Source organism: Halalkalicoccus tibetensis (genome assembly GCF_037996645.1).
In the GTDB taxonomy this organism is placed as follows: domain Archaea; phylum Halobacteriota; class Halobacteria; order Halobacteriales; family Halalkalicoccaceae; genus Halalkalicoccus; species Halalkalicoccus tibetensis.
In genome coordinates this window covers 76838-92513 of the sequence record NZ_JBBMXV010000001.1, presented here as the reverse complement: position 1 = coordinate 92513, position 15676 = coordinate 76838, and the positions used below count along the sequence as shown (strand labels likewise).

The following is a 15676-nucleotide window of genomic DNA, read 5'->3' as shown; positions in this document are numbered from 1 at the left end:
CCGTCATCCGGTCGCCTCGATCAGCGCGACGATCTCCGCGCGGAACTCGGCGGGGTCGACCTCCAGTCCGAGGGCGCTCGCGACGTCGAACCCCCCCGTGTCGGGGACGAACGACTCGAGGGCGCCCTCGGCGGGGTACATCCCGCCGGCGACGTAGGCGGTGTCGTCCTCGGGCTTCCAGACCGCGAACACGCCCTCAGTGTCGAGCGATCCCTCGTCGAATCCGATCGTCGTCGAGAGGCTGTAGGCACTGATCTCCCGGGAGAACGACGGGACGGCGGTCTCGCCGCGGTACTCGACGATCTCGCCGTCGACCTCCGGGAGCGGCTCGACCGGATCGACGCGTTCGACCGACTCGATCCCGCGGCTCTCGAACCGCGATTCGACCCCGCGCATGGCGTCGTCGACGAGCCGCTCGGGGGTGGCCAACCGGCGTCCGATCCCCTCGAGCGTCAGGCGCGAGACCCCGAACCGCGCGAGACTGCGATCGATCTCCTCGTCCGTGAGATCTGCCACCGACTCGCGGAGCTCGACGTAGTCGTAGGTATGGCCCCGCTCGTGTACCGAGAGCGCGTCGATCCCCCGATAGGAGACGTCGTACTCGTCCGTTCGCTCGCTCAGGCGCTCCCATCCGTCGAGCGACTCCTCCTCGACCACCGGCCACGGGTACTCCTCGCGTGCGCTCCCGAGACAGCCGCCCATCGAGAGGGCGACGGCCCCGGCGACGCCGCCGAGTACCTGCCTGCGCTTCATACCGGAACTATATGACGGGCAAGCGATAGTTATGGAGCGCCTATCTGATCGGGCGCCCCTCGCCGTAGACCGCGAGGACCACGGCCGTCGCGAACCCCCCGTCGGGGGCCGCGTGGGCGGCGGCCGAATCGGTGTCGGGGAACGACCAGTCCCGGAGCTCCCGGCCGGCTTCGAGCCCGCGCTCGACGCGCTCGCGGGTCCGATCGGCGGGTTCCTCGCCACCGGCCTCATAGAACAGCCCCGGCCCATCCTCCTCACGGCCCCAGGCGAGGGCGGCGCTGACCGGGCGGGCGGCGCTGGTCGCGCGGGCCTCGACGACGGTGAGCCCCTCGCCGATCGCGCCGAGGTCGGGGGCCGTATCGACGAACTCGACGGTCGCGTCGGCGGGAACGACCGAAGAGACGTGCGTGAGGTTGTAGTTGTGGACCCCGGCCTCGGCGAGGGCGGCGTCGTACGAGGCCATCTCCGTGGGGGCGGTGGCGCTCCCCCTGACGATGCGGATCTCCATGTCCGATCCTCGGGACGAGCGGGAAAAGGGGGTTCGATCCGTCGGCAGCGGCCCGTCGCCGCTCAGTAGACGTAGTAGCGCGTGTCGTTCTCGGCGTCGGTCGAGACCTTCGCGAGCGCCTCCTCGAAGTCCGCGGTGGTGACCTCGGTGCGGTCGTCGCGGATGGCGAACATCCCCGCCTCCGTACAGAGGCTCGCGAGCTCCGCGCCGCTGAAGCCGGCGGTCTCCTCGGCCAGCTCCTCGAAGTCGACCGTGTCGGCGACGTTCATCCCGTCGGTGTGGATCTCGATGATCCGTTCGCGACCCTCGACGTCGGGCTCGGGCACCTCGATGAGGCGGTCGAACCGACCCGGACGGAGGATCGCGCGATCGAGCATGTCGAAGCGGTTCGTGGCGGCGATGATGCGTACCTCGCCGCGCTCGTCGAACCCGTCCATCTCCGAGAGGAGCTGCATCATCGTCCGCTGGACCTCGGCGTCACCGGAAGTCTTCGACTCCGTCCGCGTGGCGGCGATCGCGTCGATCTCGTCGATGAAGACGATCGCCGGCTCGTGTTCGCGCGCGAGCTCGAAGAGGTCGCGAACGAGCCGCGCGCCCTCGCCGATGAACTTCTGGACGAGCTCGGAGCCGGCCATCTTGATGAAGGTGGCGTCGGTCTCGTTGGCGACGGCCTTCGCGAGCATCGTCTTCCCGGTACCTGGCGGCCCGTGCAGCAGGACGCCGCCCGGCGGCTCGATCCCGACCTCCTCGAACTGCGTGGGGTTCGTGAGCGGGTCCTCGACGGCCTCGCGGACCTCGCGGATCTGCTCGTCGATCCCCCCGATGTCGGCGTACTCGACCTCGGGGCTGCGGTCGACGGTCATCGCCTGGGCGCGGGCGTCGGTCTCGACGTCGAGGGCCGTCTCGACGCCGAAGGAGTCGTTGACCGCGACGCGGTCGCCGGCCTCGAGATCCTCGGCGAGCGAGGCGTCCATCTCGGTCAGCACCTCCTGGTTCGTGCCGTGCTGTTTGACGATCGCGCCGTCGTCGGTGAACTCCTCGACGGTCGCGACGTACAGCGAGGCGGTCTTGAGCGCGCTGTTCTCGCGCTCGAGCTCGTCGACCCGGTCGTGAAGCGTCTCGCGGCGGTCGTCGGCGTCCTCGATGCGCTCCTCGAGCTGGTCGTTGATACGCACGAGGTCGACGTAGTGCTCGCGCAGGGCGTCGAGCTGCTCTCCCTCGGGCATCTCGGGGTCGAGGTCGAGATGCGGGCGCTCAGGGACAGAGGGGCTGTGGGCCATTGCTATCCCCACTAGGTAACCGCGTTAAAAGTGCCTTTGGGTGGCGGCCGATCTCTCAGAGTAGCGACGCCATCTCCTCGACGTACTCGTCGTAGACCCCGAGGGCGTCCTCGATGGGCTCGGGCGAGCGCATGTCGACGCCCGCGACCTCGAGCAGCTCGAGGGGATACTCCGTCGAGCCCGAGCGCAGGAACTCGCGGTAATCGGCGGCGGCGGACTCGCCCTCCTCGAGGATCTTCCGCGAGAGCGCGACCGCTGCGCTGATCCCCGTCGCGTACTGGTAGACGTAGTACGCCCGGTAGAAGTGGGGGATGCGCATCCACTCGCGGGCGATCCGGTCGTCGACCGCCGCGGGCTCGTAGAACTCGCCTTTGAGCTCGCCGTAGAGCTCGTCGAGCCGGTCGGGCGTGAGCGCCTCGCCCTCCTCGTCGATCTCGTGGGCACGGTGCTCGAACTCCGCGAACATCGTCTGGCGATAGAGCGTCGACCGGAACCGTTCGAGGTACTCGTTGAGCACGTGCAGCCGGAACCGTTCGTCCTCGACGGTGTCGAGCAGGTGGCGGGTCAGCAGCGCCTCGTTCACCGTCGAGGCCACCTCGGCGACGAAGATCTCGTAGCCGCTGTAGACGTACGGCTGGTTCTCGCTGGTGAGCTGCGAGTGAAGCGAGTGGCCCAGTTCGTGGGCCAGCGTGTACATCGAGGGGATGTCGTCCTGGTAGTTCATCAGGATGAACGGCTGGGTGTCGTACGTCCCCCCGGAGTAGGCGCCCGACTGCTTGCCGGCGTTCTCGTAGACGTCGACCCACCGCGAGTCCAGCCCCTCGCTGACCCGTGACTGGTACTCCTCGCCCAGCGGCGCGAGCGCCTCGACGACGTGGTCTGCGGCCGTGTCGTACTCCAGGTCGGGGCTTTCCCCTTCGGCGACCGGCATGTAGAGGTCCCACATCCGCAGTTCGTCGACCCCGAGCGCCTCGCGCTTGAGGTCGGCGTGGCGGTGCAGGACGTCGAGGTTGTCGTGAACCGTGTCGACGAGGTTGTCGTAGACCTCCACGGGGATGTTGGGCCCGTCGAGCGCCGCCTCGCGGGCCGTCTCGTAGTCCCGCGCCCGCGCGAGCTTCACGTCGGCCTTCACGCTGTTCTTATACGAGCTGCCGACGGTGTTGCGGACGTCCTCCCAGGTGTCGTAGAAGCCCTCGTAGACCTCGCGGCGGAACTCCCTGTCCTGATGTTTCTGGAGCTTCGTGAAGTTCGCCTGCGTGACCTCGACGGCCTCGCCGTCGGGGTCCTCGATCGTGGGAAACTCCAGGTCCGCGTTCGAGAGCATGTTGTAGATCTCGCCCGAGGCGCCCGTCACCTCGCCCAGCTCCGCGAGCAGCGCCTCGACTTCCGCCGAGCGGGTGTGGGGTTTCATCCGCAGCACGTCGTCGAAGTAGTGCTCGTACTCCTCGAGGGCGGGCTCCTCCTCGATCAGCGCCGCGAGCTCGTCCTCCGAGAGTTGCTGTAGCTCGGGCTCGACGAAGCTCGCGGCGCTCGAGGCCTCGGAGGCCAGCGACTGCGAGCGGGCGGTCAGCGCCTGATACTGCTGGTCGCGGGTGTCCTCGTCGCGGCGCATCCGCGCGTAGGCCGCGAGCTGCGAGAGCTCGCGCATGAGCTCCTCGCGGAGCGAGAGCAGCTCGTGGAGGGTCTCGCCGCTCTCGGTCGTTCGCCCCTCGTAGGCCTCGATCTCCTCGATCCGTTCCTCGATCTCCTCGTAGGCGGCCTCCCAGTCGTCGTCGCTCGCGTAGATGCTCTCTAAGTCCCAGGTGTACTCCTCGGAGAGCTCCTCGCGCTCGGGAACCGAACTCATGGCACACAGTAGGCGTCAGTACGGACTAAACAGTAGCGGTTCGCCGACACGGCAACACAACGACCATGTGGCGGGCGTGCGAGCCCCCGATATGACGGAGATCGACACGCTGCTGGGAGGCGCGTGGCACGACGACACCGGCTGGGAGCTTCTGACCCGGCTGACCGAGCTCGACGAGCGAATGGGCGGCCATCCCGGCGAGCGCCGCGCCGCCGAGTACGTCGCCGAGAGCTTCGAGGAGAGCGGCGTCGAGGGGGTGGGGATCGAGGAGTTCGACATGAACCGCTGGGACCGCGGGCGCACCGAGTTCGCGGTCACCGAGCCCGTCGAGCGCTCCTTCGAGGCGCTCGCGCTGCCGTACTCGGCGGCGGGCGAGGTCTCGGGGGAGCTCGTCGACGTCGGCTACGGCACGCCCGACGAGATCGAAGCCGCCGACGTCGCGGGGAAGGTCATCGTCGCAAGCACGACCACGCCCCCCGAGAAGGGGCGGTTCGTCCACCGCATGGAGAAGTTCGGCCACGCGATCGCCGCGGGCGCAGAAGCGTTCGTCTTCGCGAACCACGTCCCCGGCCAGCTCCCGCCGACGGGCGCGCTGCGCTTCGACGCCGAGGCCGCCGCGCCCGGCATCGGCGTCTCGAAGGAGACTGGCGAGTGGCTGAGCGACTACGCCGAGCGCGGTGCACGTGTAAAGCTCTCGGTCGCGGCCGACACGGAGCCGGGATCGAGCCAGAACGTCCACGGAACCCTCGGTGAGAGCGGGGAGAACGAGGAGATCGTCCTGTTGGGGCACTACGACGCCCACGACATCGCGGAGGGCGCGCTCGACAACGGCTGTGGGATCTCCGTCGTCGCGGGCGCGGCCCGACTTCTCTCGGAGATGGAGCTCGACTGTCGGATCCGGGTCGCGGGCGTCGGCTGCGAGGAGGTCGGGCTGATCGGCGCCGACGCGCTCGCCGACTCGCTCGACCTCGATTCGGTCCGCGCGATCGTCAACGTCGACGGCGCGGGCCGCTTCCGGAACCTGCAGGCGTACACCCACGGCTCCGAGCGGGTCGAGGGACTGGTCGAGGAAGTCTGCGAACAGTGGGGCCAGCCGGTCGCCTTCTCGCGCGATCCCCACCCCTACAGCGACCACTGGCCGTTCCTCCAGCGCGGCGTTCCCGCCCTCCAGCTCCACAGCCAGGCCCCGAGCGGCGCACAGCGCGGGCGGGGCTGGGGCCACACCCATGCCGACACTCGCGATAAGGCCGATCCGCGGAACCTCCGCGAGCACGCGATCCTGACCGCGCTGCTGGTCCGCGAGCTCGCCGGGACCGAACCACCGCGAGTCGACGAGGACGAGCTACGCGAACGGCTCCGGGAGAACGACGCCGAGGCCGGCATGCGCGCGGCGGAGGTCTGGCCCGATCACTGGGCATAGCTACTCCGAGGTCGCGACCCGCACGACGAGGACGAGTCTGTCGACCGCGAGCGCCCAGCCGATATACAGGATCGCGACGGCGACCGCCCAAGCGAGCAGGGTCACGAGGGGCGCGTAAGAGAACGCGGAGACGCCGTAGGCGAACCCGGCGGTCGCGAGGAGGACGCAGATCGTCCCGCCGGTGAGGAACCACTCGGCCTCGGTCCGTTCCGATCTCGCCATGAACGAAGCGACCCGCCGGCCGACATAGCCCTTGTGGCCGCCGCTAGCCGTCGAGCCCGCCCGCGATCCGCCCCGCGACCCGCGATCGCGTCTCGCGTTCGACGCGCTTCTCCTCGAAGACCGCCCGGGCGCTCTTTGCGGCCCGTCCGTCGAGCGCAAAGTCGAGGTCGTAGGCCACGTCCGTCAGCACGAGCGGCTCCGGGGGAGCGGGCGCGATCCCCTCGGGACCGGAGAGTCGCTCCTCCGAGAGGACCCGATCGAGGAAGGCGAACTCGCGCTCGCCCCGTCCCACCGCGGAAACGAGCGAAACGAGCCGGCGGACGAGCTGGCGGAGGAAGCCGCCCGCACGGACCGTGATCACGGCGAACTCGCCGTCCCGTTCGAGGGTCGCCACCCGGATCGTCCGCTCCGTGTCGCCCGAATCGGGCGTGAGGTTGTGGAAGTCGTGGGTGCCGGCGAGCCGGTCGAGCGCGGCCCGAAGCCGGTCGTCGTCGGCGTCGGGCGCGTGGAGCTGGTAAGCGTACTCCCGTGAGCGGGCGTCGTACTGGGCGTGGAACTTCTCGTCCTCGACGTCCGCGCTCGCCCAGGCGCGGACGTCGGCGGGCAGTTCGCCGTTGAGCGCGGCCGGCGTGAGCCAGTCTGGACAGTCGAACGCGACCGTCTGGGCGAGCGCGGAGACACCCCTGTCGGTCCGTCCGGCGGCCGCGTAGCCCGTCGGCTTCTCCCCCTCGAGGACGCCGTGGCGCTCGAGCGCGCGAAACAGCGTCCCCTCGACGGTCGCGACGTCGGGCTGGCGCTGGAAGCCGTGATAGGGCGTGCCGTCGTAGGCGACCCGGAACGCGCGCATGCTCGCTCACTCGGGCGGCCACGCCATGATCTCCTCGAAGTCGCCCGGCGGGACCGGGCCCTCGAGCAGCGGATCGTCGGTGTCCTCCATCCACCCGCACAGCTGCTCGCGGAGGTCCGCCGCCTCTTCCTCGTAGTCCGCCGATTCGACGACGTTCTCCTGCTCGTGGGGGTCGGCCTCGAGGTCGTAGAGCTCCTCGTAGGACCGAATGGGGCTGTCGAACTCCGTCCGCACCTCCTCGCCGGCGGGGCTGTGGCTGACGTCGTTCGTGAGGTAGACCTCGGGCAGATGCCAGAAGTTGCGGACGTACTTGTATCGGCGGGTGCGGATCGCCCGCATCGGGTTGTAGACGTCGTGCCAGGTCATCTCCGCGAACAGCCGTTCGCGGGCGTCGTACTCCCCGCCCGTGAGCAACGGGAGGAAGCTCCGTCCCGAGACGCGGTCGGGCACGGGCTCGCCGGCGAGCTCGAGCAGCGTCGGCAGCACGTCGACGTTGCTGATCAGCTCGGAGTGGCGCCCCGGATTGATCGATCCCGGCTGGCGCATCAGGAGCACCCCCTCGATCCCCGGGTCGTAGACCGTCCCCTTGGCCCGGGGCATCGCCAGCCCGTGTTCGGTCGTGAAGATCACTAGGGTGTCCTCGGCGATTCCGGCCTCGTCGAGGGCGTCGAGCACCGTTCCGACCCCGTCGTCGATCGCGCGAAGCATGCCCTGGGCGTCGGCGAGGTCCCGGCGGATCCCGGGCGCGTCCGGCAGATAGGGGAGGGGATCGACCTCCTCGGGGTCGGCCGACTCGTACCGATCGTCCTTGAAGACGTGGACCCCCTCGTCGTTTTTGATCCGATGGAGCTCGAAGAAGCCGATCGAGGCGAAGAAGGGGTCATCGTCGTCGAGGTCGTCGACGCAGTCGGCGAACGTCCCGCTCACCTCGCGGGCGCGGTCGACCTCGTGGATCGCGGGCGAGGCCTCGGGCGAGAGCACGCCCTCCGAGTGGATCTCGTCGTAGCCCAGCCGGTCGGGGTACTCGGTGACGTGCTGGAGGCCGAACAGATGGGTGTCGTAGCCCGCCTCCGAGAGGTAGTCGGGCAGATACCGCTCGTCGTCGTGAAGCTCCCAGGTGGCGTGTGCGAGCCCCATCAGCCCGTTCTCGTGGGGGTGGCGGCCGGTCATCAGGCTCGCGCGACTCGGCGAACACTGCGGGGCGGTCGTGAAGTGGTTCTCGAACAGCGCGCCCTCGCTGGCGAGCCGATCGATTCGGGGGGTGTCGACGGCTGCGCCGTAGCAGCCGAGGTACTGCCCGAGGTCGTGGCAGTGGATCAGACAGACGTTGGGGCGGTTCGTCATCTAGGCGGTTGCTACACGAGCAGGCACTAAAATCCCTTAACCCGGCAGGCGCACTTATGCGAGGTCGTCGTAGGTCGGGCGCTCGTGGTCGCCGGGGAACGACTCGACCGGCGTCGTCGTCTGCTCGCCGCTCTCCATGTCCTTGACCGTGATCTCGCCCGATTCGAGGTCGCGCTCGCCGACGATTACGACCGTCTCGGCGCCGATCGAGTCGGCGTAGTTCATCTGGGCGCCGAAGCTCCGGTCCGAGACGTCGGTCTCGACGGCGTGGCCCCGCCCGCGCAGCTCGCGGGCGATCCGCGCGGCGACCGGGCGGGTGTCGCCGACCGTGAGGACGTAGTAGTCGGTGCGAAGCGAGCCCTCGGGGCAGGCGTTGGCGCGATCGAGCAGCAGCGAGAGCGTCTCGTGGCCCGGGGCGACCCCCACCGCGGGCGTGGGCTGGCCGCCGAAGCCCTCGATCAGGTCGTCGTACCGTCCGCCGCCGAACACTGACCTGCTGACTTCGCCCGCCGAGTCGAAGCACTCGAAGACCACACCGGTATAGTAGTCGAGACCGCGGGCGGTCTCGAGCGAGACGGTGCAGTACTCACGGGCGCCGAAGTCCTCGGCAGCCGCGAGGACGTCCTCGAGGTTCTCGACGGCGGCCTCGACCCGGTCGGTGCCCGCGAACTCGACGAGTTCGGAGAGGTCGTCCGTCGAGAGCAGCGCGTCGAACTGTTCCGCGTCCGCCGTCTCGAGGCCCGCGTCGGTCAGCAGGCCGTAGTACTCGGCGTCCTCGATCTTCTCGCGCTTGTCGACCGCGCGGATCGCTTCCCCGGTGTCGACCTCGCCGTCGAAGGCCTCGAGCAGCCCCCCGAGGATGTCGCGATGCGAGACGCGGAACTCGAAGTCGTCGTTTTCGAGTCCCAGCCCCGTCAGCGCGTCCGCACAGTACGCGAGGATCTCGGCGTCGGCCTCCGGCTCGCTCGAACCGAAGATGTCGACGTTGGTCTGGTAGAACTCCCGGAAGCGGCCCTGCTGGACCTGCTCGTAGCGCCAGAACGGTCGCGTGGAGAACCACTTGATCGGCTTCGAGAGCTCCTGCTGTTTGGCGACGACCATCCGCGCGACCGTCGGGGTGAGCTCGGGCGTCATCGCCACGTCGCGGCCGCCCTGGTCGGTGAAGTTGTAGAGCTCGTCGGTGATCTCCTCGCCGCTCTTGTCGACGTACAGCTGGGTGCGTTCCAGCGCGGGCGTCCCGACCTCCCGGAAGCCGTAGCGCCGGGCGACGTCCTCGAGCTGGTCGGTCACGTCCCGCCGCGCGCGCATCTCCTCGGGGTAGAAGTCACGAAAGCCCTTGATCCGCTCGTACATGCGCGGGGGTTCGCGTGAGGGGCGCTTCAACCTGTTCCTCTCGCCTCCGGGCCCGCGTTCCCTCCGTCAGTTCAGCAAGGGCCGGTCGACCGGCTCGAAGCGGGCGCTACAGGCGGGACACTCGAGGCGACGGCCCTCCTCCGTCTCGACCGCGGAGAACCGGGGGCCGAACCCGAGGTGGCCACAGTCGGGACAGCGGCGGACGAGCGGCGGGATCACGGCGGGTGTAGACCCCCGATCCACAAGGCCCCGTCGCCTTCACAGCGCGATCAGCGTCACGCCGATCACCGCGAGGACCGCCGCGACCAGGCGGGTGCGGAAGGCCGCCTCGCGGAGGAGCACGCCACCGAGGACGACCGCGACGATCGCCTGGGTGTTGATGATCGGCGAGGCGATGCTCGCGGGCACCAGCGAGAACGCGAGCGCGGTGAGGTGCTCGGCGACCGCGACCAGCAGCCCCGCCGCGAGGAACTTCGGGAGGTCCCCCCGGATGGGCGTCCAGCTCCGGGCGGCGTGTGGCGAGAGGACGACGACCATCCCCCCGAGCAGACCGACGACGAAGAGCTCGGTAGGCAGCGCGAGCTCCTGGAGCGTCACCCGCCGGCCCACGTCCCCGACCGCGTAGAGCGCCGCGCTGAGCAGCGCGAAACCCGCCGCGGGCGAGCGAAGCGCCTGTCTGATCGGATCCAGCAGCGAGCCGCCGGTGAAGTTCGCGACGTAGACCGCGAGCGTCGCCAGTACGACCCCCGAGATCTGGACGGGGGTGAGGTACTCGCCCAGCAGGACGATCTCGAGGGGGAGGACGAAGACGGGGACGATCTTGCTGATCGGGGCGACGTAGGAGATCTCGCCGGCCTCGATCGCCCGGATGAACGCCACGAACGCCAGCGCGTTCGCGACGACGATGGTCGCGAGGCCGGGCCCGCCGGCCGCGAGCGTCCCCAGGGCGTCGGGCGGCACCGACGCGATCGCGACCGGCGCGTAGAGGGCGATCGCGATGGTGTGGACGACGACGGTGATCACGCTCGCGGAGTAGCCCGAGAAGTAGCGCTTGAGCGCGAAGAGATAGCTCCCCCAGAGCAGGGCAGCCAGAACGCTGGCGAGGAGACCGGGATCCATACCGGAGGGTTGCCGCTGCGTGCAATGAACGGTTCGCTATCGTTACCGGAACCCGGTGACGGAGGTCTGATCGTGGTCGGGGAAGACCTCCCCGACCGCGTCGGGACCCTCGCGCTCGACGAGCAGCGCGCGGAGCTCGGCCTCGTAGTCCGCCCGGGAGATCGTCTCGCTGGGGCCGGACTCGACGTCGAGGCGGGCCTCGACGAGCCGGTCGACCGCCCCGCGGCCGAACCCCGAGAGGGGGGCGATGTAGTCGACGCCGTGGCGGTCCTCGAGGCTCTGGGCCTGGGCCCGCGAGACCGAGGGCACCCGATCGTCCCGGCGGGTGCCGTCGGCGATCGCCGAAAAGCCCTCGCCAGCGAGCTCCTCGAGGGCGTGGGTGTGGACCGCCTGGATCGCGTTTCTGGGGTAGCCGTCCTCGAGGAGGCTGTCGACGGCCGCCTCGGCGACGTCGGGATCGAGTTCGAGCGTTCGGAACTCGAAGCCCGTCGCCTCGGCCGAGCGCCGGGCGTGGGTCCAGTCGTCGGTGATCCCGAAGGTGGCGGTGACGAGGGTCACGTCGTAGAACGAGTCGAGCAACAGCGCCGCGAGCGAGGAGTCCTTGCCGCCGCTGTACAGCAGCCCGAGCTCCATCGCGGGCTCAGCGCCGCTTGATGTCGAAGCTCTGCTGGTCGGGCTGGAGCTCCTTGAGCAGGGCCTTCATCTTCTCCTCGTCGATCTTGCCCTGGATGCGCCCGCTCTGGGCGAGCGCGAGCACCTGGCGCTCGACCTGGTCGGCGAAGTCGGGCTTGCTCATGCGCACGGAGTTGAGCCGCTTTCGCGCGCCGTCGGTGAGGTGCTGGCGGAGCATCGCCTTCTTCTGGGCGTCGGCCTGCTGCTGTTGGCGCTGCTGGGCCTCCTCGGCCCCGCCGGCGCCGCCGCCCTCCTGTTGGTCCTGAAGCTGTTCGAGCTTCTTCTGTCGGAGCTCCTCGAGTCGGTCGTCGTCGGGGCGTTCACTCATGGCTAGGTGTTCTTAGGCGGGCGACAAAACGATTACGGAGACCTCAGGCGTAGCGTTCGAGCTCGGGTCGGTCCTCGCTGATCTCGGCGAGCACGTCGCCGGCCGTCTCATCGATCAGGCTGCGGCCCTCGGCGGTCAGCACGCGGCCGGCCTCGCCCTGCTGGGAGACGAGACCCTCCTCCTCGAACTGCTGGAGGATCGTCCGGATGACGTTGTCGCTGCCGTCGGCCTGTTTCGGCGGGGCGACCTGGTAGCGGTTCGAGCCGCGCTTCGCGCTCCCGTAGTGGGTCGCGAGGCGCTCGACGCCGACGGGACCGTCGATGGCGACCTTCCGGAGCAGGCTGGCCGCACGGACCGACCAGAAGTCCTCGCGTTCGGGCGGGAGATCGCGGCTGGGGCCGGTCTTGGCGTAGGCGGCCCAGTCGGGCCGCTTGAGTCGGTCCGCGAGCCGGTCCGAGAGCTCCTCGATAAGCTCGTCCGCTGGCACGTCATAGAGCGTCGTCATTGGCGAGGATTCGGCGCTGACGTGTTTAAAAGCGTCGTTGTTCATCGCCGATCGGGTCGTTTTTGCTCCCGTCGGCGGATGGGGTGGTATGGACGAACGGGCGACGCTTCGACTGCTCGCGGGGGAGCTCTCGCACGCGGGCGACGATGCTGCCGTGGTCGAGGGGCTCGCGATCACCACCGATATGCTCCACGAGACGACCGACTTCCCCGCGGGGACGACCCGGTACACGGCCGGCTGGCGGGCCGTCGGCGCGTCGCTGTCAGATCTGGCGGCGATGGGAGGGGAGGCCACCGCCGCGGTCGCGGTCTACGCCGCCCCCGAGTTCGACGGGGAGGTAGTTCGGGAGTTCGTCACGGGGGCGAGCGACGTCTGCGAGGCCGTCGGGGGCGCCTACGTCGGGGGGGACCTCGACACCCACGAGGAGTTCACGGTCGCGACGACGGCCGTCGGCACCTGTGAGGAGCCCGTCTACCGCTCGGGGGCCCGACCCGGCGAGCTGGTCTGTGTCACCGGCACGCTCGGGCGCAGCGCCGCAGCCCTCCGACTGTTCGAGTGCGGGGAGCACGGGCGGGCCAACGACCTCTTTCGGTTCGAGCCGCGGGTCGAGGCCGGGCGCGTGCTCGCGCCCCACGCGGGCGCAATGATGGATTCGAGCGACGGGCTCGCCCGCTCGCTCCACCAGCTCGCGGAGGCGAGCGACTGTGGGTTCTCGATCGAGAGCACGAGGGTTCCGATCGACGAAGCGGTCAGGGAGCTCGCCGAAAGCGAGGAGGAGGCCCTCGAGATGGGCGCGTTCTTCGGCGAGGACTTCGAGCTCGTCTGTACGCTGTCGGACGAGGAGCTAGAGACGGTACGGAACGCCTTGGCGACACCCGTTACGGCGATCGGCGAGGTCACCGAGGCGGGCGTCGCGATGGACGGCGAGCCCCTTTCGGATCGGGGGTTCACCCACGGGTAGCCTCAGCCGACGATCCGGATCGGGACCGGCGTGAAACAGAGCAGCCCGAGGACGATAGTGAGCGCCCCGACGGCAATTCGGCCAGTCCCGAGCTCGCGGTCGTCGATCGGCGTCGCGGAGCCGACGAAGGAGAACAGCAGCGCGAGGAGGCCCCAGAACGCCCAGAGGAACGCGGCGTTTCCGGGGACGTCCCGAACGTAGTAGAGGTAGGCCGACAGCGCGAACAGGACCGCGGGGACGAACGCCGCGATCCGCTCGTGGCTCTCGCCGAGGATCGCCCGGAGGATATGCCCGCCGTCGAGCTGGCCGACCGGGAGCATGTTGAGGAACGTGACGAACATCCCGACCCAACCGCCGATCACGACGGGGTTGACCGATGTGGCAGGGTCCTCGTAGCGAAGCGGCTGGTCGACCAGCCACGCGAGCCCCTCCAGAAGCGGCGGATAGCCCAGTTCGATCCCGACGGCGTCGGGGTCCCCGATCAGGCTCTCGGGGGCCGTCACCGGCGGGAGATGCAGCCCGATGACGGTGACGACGATCGTCGCGACCAGCCCCGCGAGCGGGCCGGCGACCCCGATGTCGAACAGCGCCTTCCGGCTCGGGATCTGGCCCTTCATCTTGATCACCGCACCCATCGTGCCGATGTAGGAGGGGATCGGGATGAAGTAGGGCAACGAGGCGTCGACCCGGTGATACCGGCTCAGCGCGTAGTGGCCCAGCTCGTGGATCCCGAGCACCCCCATGATCGCGGCCGTGAAGGGCCACGCGTGGACGATCTCGGGCGAGAAGGGGTCGAGGTGGTACCAGATCGAGCCGGCGAACAGCGTCGAGACGACGGTGAGGACGAACAGGACGACGTTGGTCCAAGGGATCCCGTCGATCCCCATCTCGATCGGTTCGGCGATCAGGACCCACTCGCCGTACTCGCGGGTCAGCCGCACTTCGTAGCCCCGCTCGCGGAAGACGGGCCAGAGCTCCTGCATCACGGCCCGACCGGACGATCGGGGCGTCCCGTAGTATCGGAGGGCGTCGCCGTCGGTCTCGACCTCGTAGACCGAAAAAGCGTCCTCGACGTCGTCGATCGGGGGACCCGTCCGGGGCTCGCTCATCACCCGGGGTAGGGCCCCCTCGTATAAGGGCTCGGCGGGACGGCTCGCGAGGGGTTCAGACCGGGTTCACGCGCCACGTCGTCGCGCTCGTGTAGGACCACTTCTCGATCTCCAGGTCCTCGGCGGAGTCGCTGAGCTTGACCATCAGCGCGCCGATCTCCTTCGCCGAGAGGCCCACGTCGTCGGCGATGAACTTGCTTTTGAAGTAGAGCTCGCCGTCCGATGCACGATCATTAAGGTATTGTTTAAGACGAGCTTCCTTCGATTCCTGGCTTATGGAGGGCTGTGTGGTGGTGCTCATGTGGCTTCCTCACTGTCCCTTATTCCGGTGATAATGATATAAGCACAGGATATTTAGGTAGTATTAATCCGAGTTCGGGTGGTTTCAAACCCTACAGGAGGATTCGAGACGTTTCACAGCGGCGTTAAACGGTTTATACTCGTCTGTGAATACGTATCTCGTATTACGGGCTCCGACCATACGTATCTGTTGGTTTCACGCTCGAACCGACGGTCGCCCGGTTTGGATCGGTGTTCGGCGGGTCAGACGCGGGTGTGGACCCAGAACTGTTCGTCTTCGGTCACTTCCTTCTTGAAGATCGGGACCTCGTCCTTGAGGCGATCGATCCCGTCCTCGACGGTCCTGAAGGCCTCCCCGCGGTGGCCCGCGAGGACGACGACGAAGACGATGTCCGCGCCCGACTCGATCACGCCCGTCCGGTGGTGCATCAGCACCTCGTAGACCCCTTCGCGGGCCTCGAGCTCCTCGCGGATCGTCGCGAAGCGCTGTTCTGCGACCCCTTCGTAGGTCTCGAACTCGAGGAACTCGGTGGGCGCGTCGTCGGCGGAGTCCTTCGCGCGGACCCGGCCGGTGAACGTCGCGATCGCGCCCGCGCGGTCCGCTCTGGGCGAGTCCTTCGCCTCCCGGACCAACGACTCGAGGGTCACGTAGGGCTCGGTCGCCTCGAGGGCCTCGATCACCGCGCTACCGTCGACGTCGTCGACGTCCTCGCCGGTCGCGAGGGCCTCGCCGGCGTGGTCGTGTCCACCCAGGACGACCTGGGGGACGGCGGCGTCGTGAAACCCCTCGAGGAGGGCGTAGTCGTAGGCGGGCGCGAGCTCGTCGAGCGTTTCGGCGAGCGTCCGGTCGTCGCCGGTAGCGAACCAGCCCTCGTCGCTCAGCCCGTAGCTGGTCGCCGCGCCGGCCCCTCGATGGCGGTCGGTATCGGTGCCGGCGGTGTCGACGTCCGGGGCGTGGGTGCAGTGTTTGACCGTGGCGACCCGGCCGCGCTCGGCGAGGCGGGTCGCAAGGCGTTCGACCGATCGCGTCTTCCCGGCGTCGGAGGGGCCGACGATCCCGAGTACGTACATACCCCCGATGAGGACCGGTTCGGCCTTGTACGTGTCGC

18 protein-coding genes are annotated in these 15676 nt (G+C 69.0%); 2 read left to right on the top strand and 16 right to left on the bottom strand.

Annotation, left to right across the window (positions count from 1 at the left end):
- Positions 1-3: 3 nt before the first annotated feature.
- From WOA58_RS00535 to pepF, 4 genes are all read right to left on the bottom strand, one after another.
- A complete protein-coding gene (locus WOA58_RS00535; protein WP_340602171.1) occupies positions 4-753 on the bottom strand; it encodes a hypothetical protein in 750 nt (249 codons plus the stop codon).
- A 40-nt stretch (positions 754-793) separates the two neighbouring features.
- A complete protein-coding gene (locus WOA58_RS00530) occupies positions 794-1261 on the bottom strand; it encodes a pyruvoyl-dependent arginine decarboxylase (RefSeq protein ID WP_340602170.1) in 468 nt (155 codons plus the stop codon).
- 62 nt (positions 1262-1323) lie between these two features.
- Positions 1324-2541 (bottom strand): proteasome-activating nucleotidase Pan2, encoded by a 1218-nt coding sequence (gene pan2 / locus WOA58_RS00525; protein ID WP_340602169.1) that lies wholly within the window; start codon positions 2539-2541, stop codon positions 1324-1326.
- Positions 2542-2596: 55 nt separating this feature from the next.
- Positions 2597-4387, bottom strand: coding sequence for an oligoendopeptidase F (gene pepF / locus WOA58_RS00520; RefSeq protein WP_340602168.1), 1791 nt, complete (start codon positions 4385-4387; stop codon positions 2597-2599).
- A gap of 91 nt (positions 4388-4478) precedes the next feature.
- Between pepF and WOA58_RS00515 the strand changes: the two genes are divergently transcribed.
- On the top strand, positions 4479-5807 hold the full coding sequence (locus WOA58_RS00515; protein WP_340602167.1) for a M28 family metallopeptidase: 1329 nt from the start codon (positions 4479-4481) through the stop codon (positions 5805-5807).
- On the opposite strand, the gene WOA58_RS00510 is transcribed toward WOA58_RS00515, so the two are convergent.
- The 9 genes from WOA58_RS00510 to WOA58_RS00470 form a co-directional block, all read right to left on the bottom strand.
- Positions 5808-6029, bottom strand: coding sequence for a hypothetical protein (locus WOA58_RS00510; protein ID WP_340602166.1), 222 nt, complete (start codon positions 6027-6029; stop codon positions 5808-5810).
- Positions 6030-6072: 43 nt separating this feature from the next.
- Positions 6073-6876: a tRNA pseudouridine(38-40) synthase TruA gene (gene truA, locus WOA58_RS00505; protein WP_340602165.1), complete on the bottom strand. Its 804-nt coding sequence runs from the start codon at positions 6874-6876 to the stop codon at positions 6073-6075.
- A 6-nt stretch (positions 6877-6882) separates the two neighbouring features.
- Positions 6883-8220, bottom strand: coding sequence for a sulfatase family protein (locus WOA58_RS00500; protein ID WP_340602164.1), 1338 nt, complete (start codon positions 8218-8220; stop codon positions 6883-6885).
- 54 nt (positions 8221-8274) lie between these two features.
- Positions 8275-9573: a histidine--tRNA ligase gene (hisS, locus tag WOA58_RS00495; RefSeq protein WP_340602163.1), complete on the bottom strand. Its 1299-nt coding sequence runs from the start codon at positions 9571-9573 to the stop codon at positions 8275-8277.
- 66 nt (positions 9574-9639) lie between these two features.
- Positions 9640-9792: a hypothetical protein gene (locus WOA58_RS00490; protein WP_340602162.1), complete on the bottom strand. Its 153-nt coding sequence runs from the start codon at positions 9790-9792 to the stop codon at positions 9640-9642.
- A gap of 39 nt (positions 9793-9831) precedes the next feature.
- Positions 9832-10692, bottom strand: a complete 861-nt coding sequence (locus WOA58_RS00485; protein ID WP_340602161.1) for a DMT family transporter — start codon at positions 10690-10692, stop codon at positions 9832-9834.
- Between the two features lie 42 nt (positions 10693-10734).
- Complete coding sequence (locus tag WOA58_RS00480; RefSeq protein WP_340602160.1) at positions 10735-11325, bottom strand: DUF7411 family protein; 591 nt, start codon at positions 11323-11325, stop codon at positions 10735-10737.
- Positions 11326-11332: 7 nt separating this feature from the next.
- Entirely contained in the window at positions 11333-11692 is a 360-nt protein-coding gene (locus tag WOA58_RS00475; RefSeq protein ID WP_340602159.1) for a DNA-binding protein, read from the bottom strand.
- Between the two features lie 43 nt (positions 11693-11735).
- A complete protein-coding gene (locus WOA58_RS00470; RefSeq protein ID WP_340602158.1) occupies positions 11736-12197 on the bottom strand; it encodes a 30S ribosomal protein S19e in 462 nt (153 codons plus the stop codon).
- Positions 12198-12285: 88 nt separating this feature from the next.
- Between WOA58_RS00470 and thiL the strand changes: the two genes are divergently transcribed.
- A complete protein-coding gene (gene thiL / locus WOA58_RS00465; protein WP_340602157.1) occupies positions 12286-13158 on the top strand; it encodes a thiamine-phosphate kinase in 873 nt (290 codons plus the stop codon).
- A gap of 2 nt (positions 13159-13160) precedes the next feature.
- On the opposite strand, the gene WOA58_RS00460 is transcribed toward thiL, so the two are convergent.
- The 3 genes from WOA58_RS00460 to WOA58_RS00450 all read right to left on the bottom strand — a co-directional run bounded on the left by WOA58_RS00460 (position 13161) and on the right by WOA58_RS00450 (position 15638).
- A complete protein-coding gene (locus tag WOA58_RS00460; RefSeq protein ID WP_340602156.1) occupies positions 13161-14267 on the bottom strand; it encodes a site-2 protease family protein in 1107 nt (368 codons plus the stop codon).
- 55 nt (positions 14268-14322) lie between these two features.
- Complete coding sequence (locus tag WOA58_RS00455; protein ID WP_340602155.1) at positions 14323-14568, bottom strand: DUF7123 family protein; 246 nt, start codon at positions 14566-14568, stop codon at positions 14323-14325.
- Between the two features lie 242 nt (positions 14569-14810).
- A complete protein-coding gene (locus WOA58_RS00450) occupies positions 14811-15638 on the bottom strand; it encodes a molybdopterin synthase (protein ID WP_340602154.1) in 828 nt (275 codons plus the stop codon).
- Positions 15639-15676 lie beyond the last annotated feature (38 nt).

Bases quoted from the DNA above. Each gene is read 5' to 3' on its own strand.
- WOA58_RS00535 (WP_340602171.1), bottom strand. From the start codon at position 753: ATGAAGCGCAGGCAGGTACTCGGCGGCGTCGCCGGGGCCGTCGCCCTC.
- WOA58_RS00530 (WP_340602170.1), bottom strand. From the start codon at position 1,261: ATGGAGATCCGCATCGTCAGGGGGAGCGCCACCGCCCCCACGGAGATG.
- pan2 (WP_340602169.1), bottom strand. From the start codon at position 2,541: ATGGCCCACAGCCCCTCTGTCCCTGAGCGCCCGCATCTCGACCTCGAC.
- pepF (WP_340602168.1), bottom strand. From the start codon at position 4,387: ATGAGTTCGGTTCCCGAGCGCGAGGAGCTCTCCGAGGAGTACACCTGG.
- WOA58_RS00515 (WP_340602167.1), top strand. From the start codon at position 4,479: ATGACGGAGATCGACACGCTGCTGGGAGGCGCGTGGCACGACGACACC.
- WOA58_RS00510 (WP_340602166.1), bottom strand. From the start codon at position 6,029: ATGGCGAGATCGGAACGGACCGAGGCCGAGTGGTTCCTCACCGGCGGG.
- truA (WP_340602165.1), bottom strand. From the start codon at position 6,876: ATGCGCGCGTTCCGGGTCGCCTACGACGGCACGCCCTATCACGGCTTC.
- WOA58_RS00500 (WP_340602164.1), bottom strand. From the start codon at position 8,220: ATGACGAACCGCCCCAACGTCTGTCTGATCCACTGCCACGACCTCGGG.
- hisS (WP_340602163.1), bottom strand. From the start codon at position 9,573: ATGTACGAGCGGATCAAGGGCTTTCGTGACTTCTACCCCGAGGAGATG.
- WOA58_RS00485 (WP_340602161.1), bottom strand. From the start codon at position 10,692: ATGGATCCCGGTCTCCTCGCCAGCGTTCTGGCTGCCCTGCTCTGGGGG.
- WOA58_RS00480 (WP_340602160.1), bottom strand. From the start codon at position 11,325: ATGGAGCTCGGGCTGCTGTACAGCGGCGGCAAGGACTCCTCGCTCGCG.
- WOA58_RS00475 (WP_340602159.1), bottom strand. From the start codon at position 11,692: ATGAGTGAACGCCCCGACGACGACCGACTCGAGGAGCTCCGACAGAAG.
- WOA58_RS00470 (WP_340602158.1), bottom strand. From the start codon at position 12,197: ATGACGACGCTCTATGACGTGCCAGCGGACGAGCTTATCGAGGAGCTC.
- thiL (WP_340602157.1), top strand. From the start codon at position 12,286: ATGGACGAACGGGCGACGCTTCGACTGCTCGCGGGGGAGCTCTCGCAC.
- WOA58_RS00460 (WP_340602156.1), bottom strand. From the start codon at position 14,267: ATGAGCGAGCCCCGGACGGGTCCCCCGATCGACGACGTCGAGGACGCT.
- WOA58_RS00455 (WP_340602155.1), bottom strand. From the start codon at position 14,568: ATGAGCACCACCACACAGCCCTCCATAAGCCAGGAATCGAAGGAAGCT.
- WOA58_RS00450 (WP_340602154.1), bottom strand. From the start codon at position 15,638: ATGTACGTACTCGGGATCGTCGGCCCCTCCGACGCCGGGAAGACGCGA.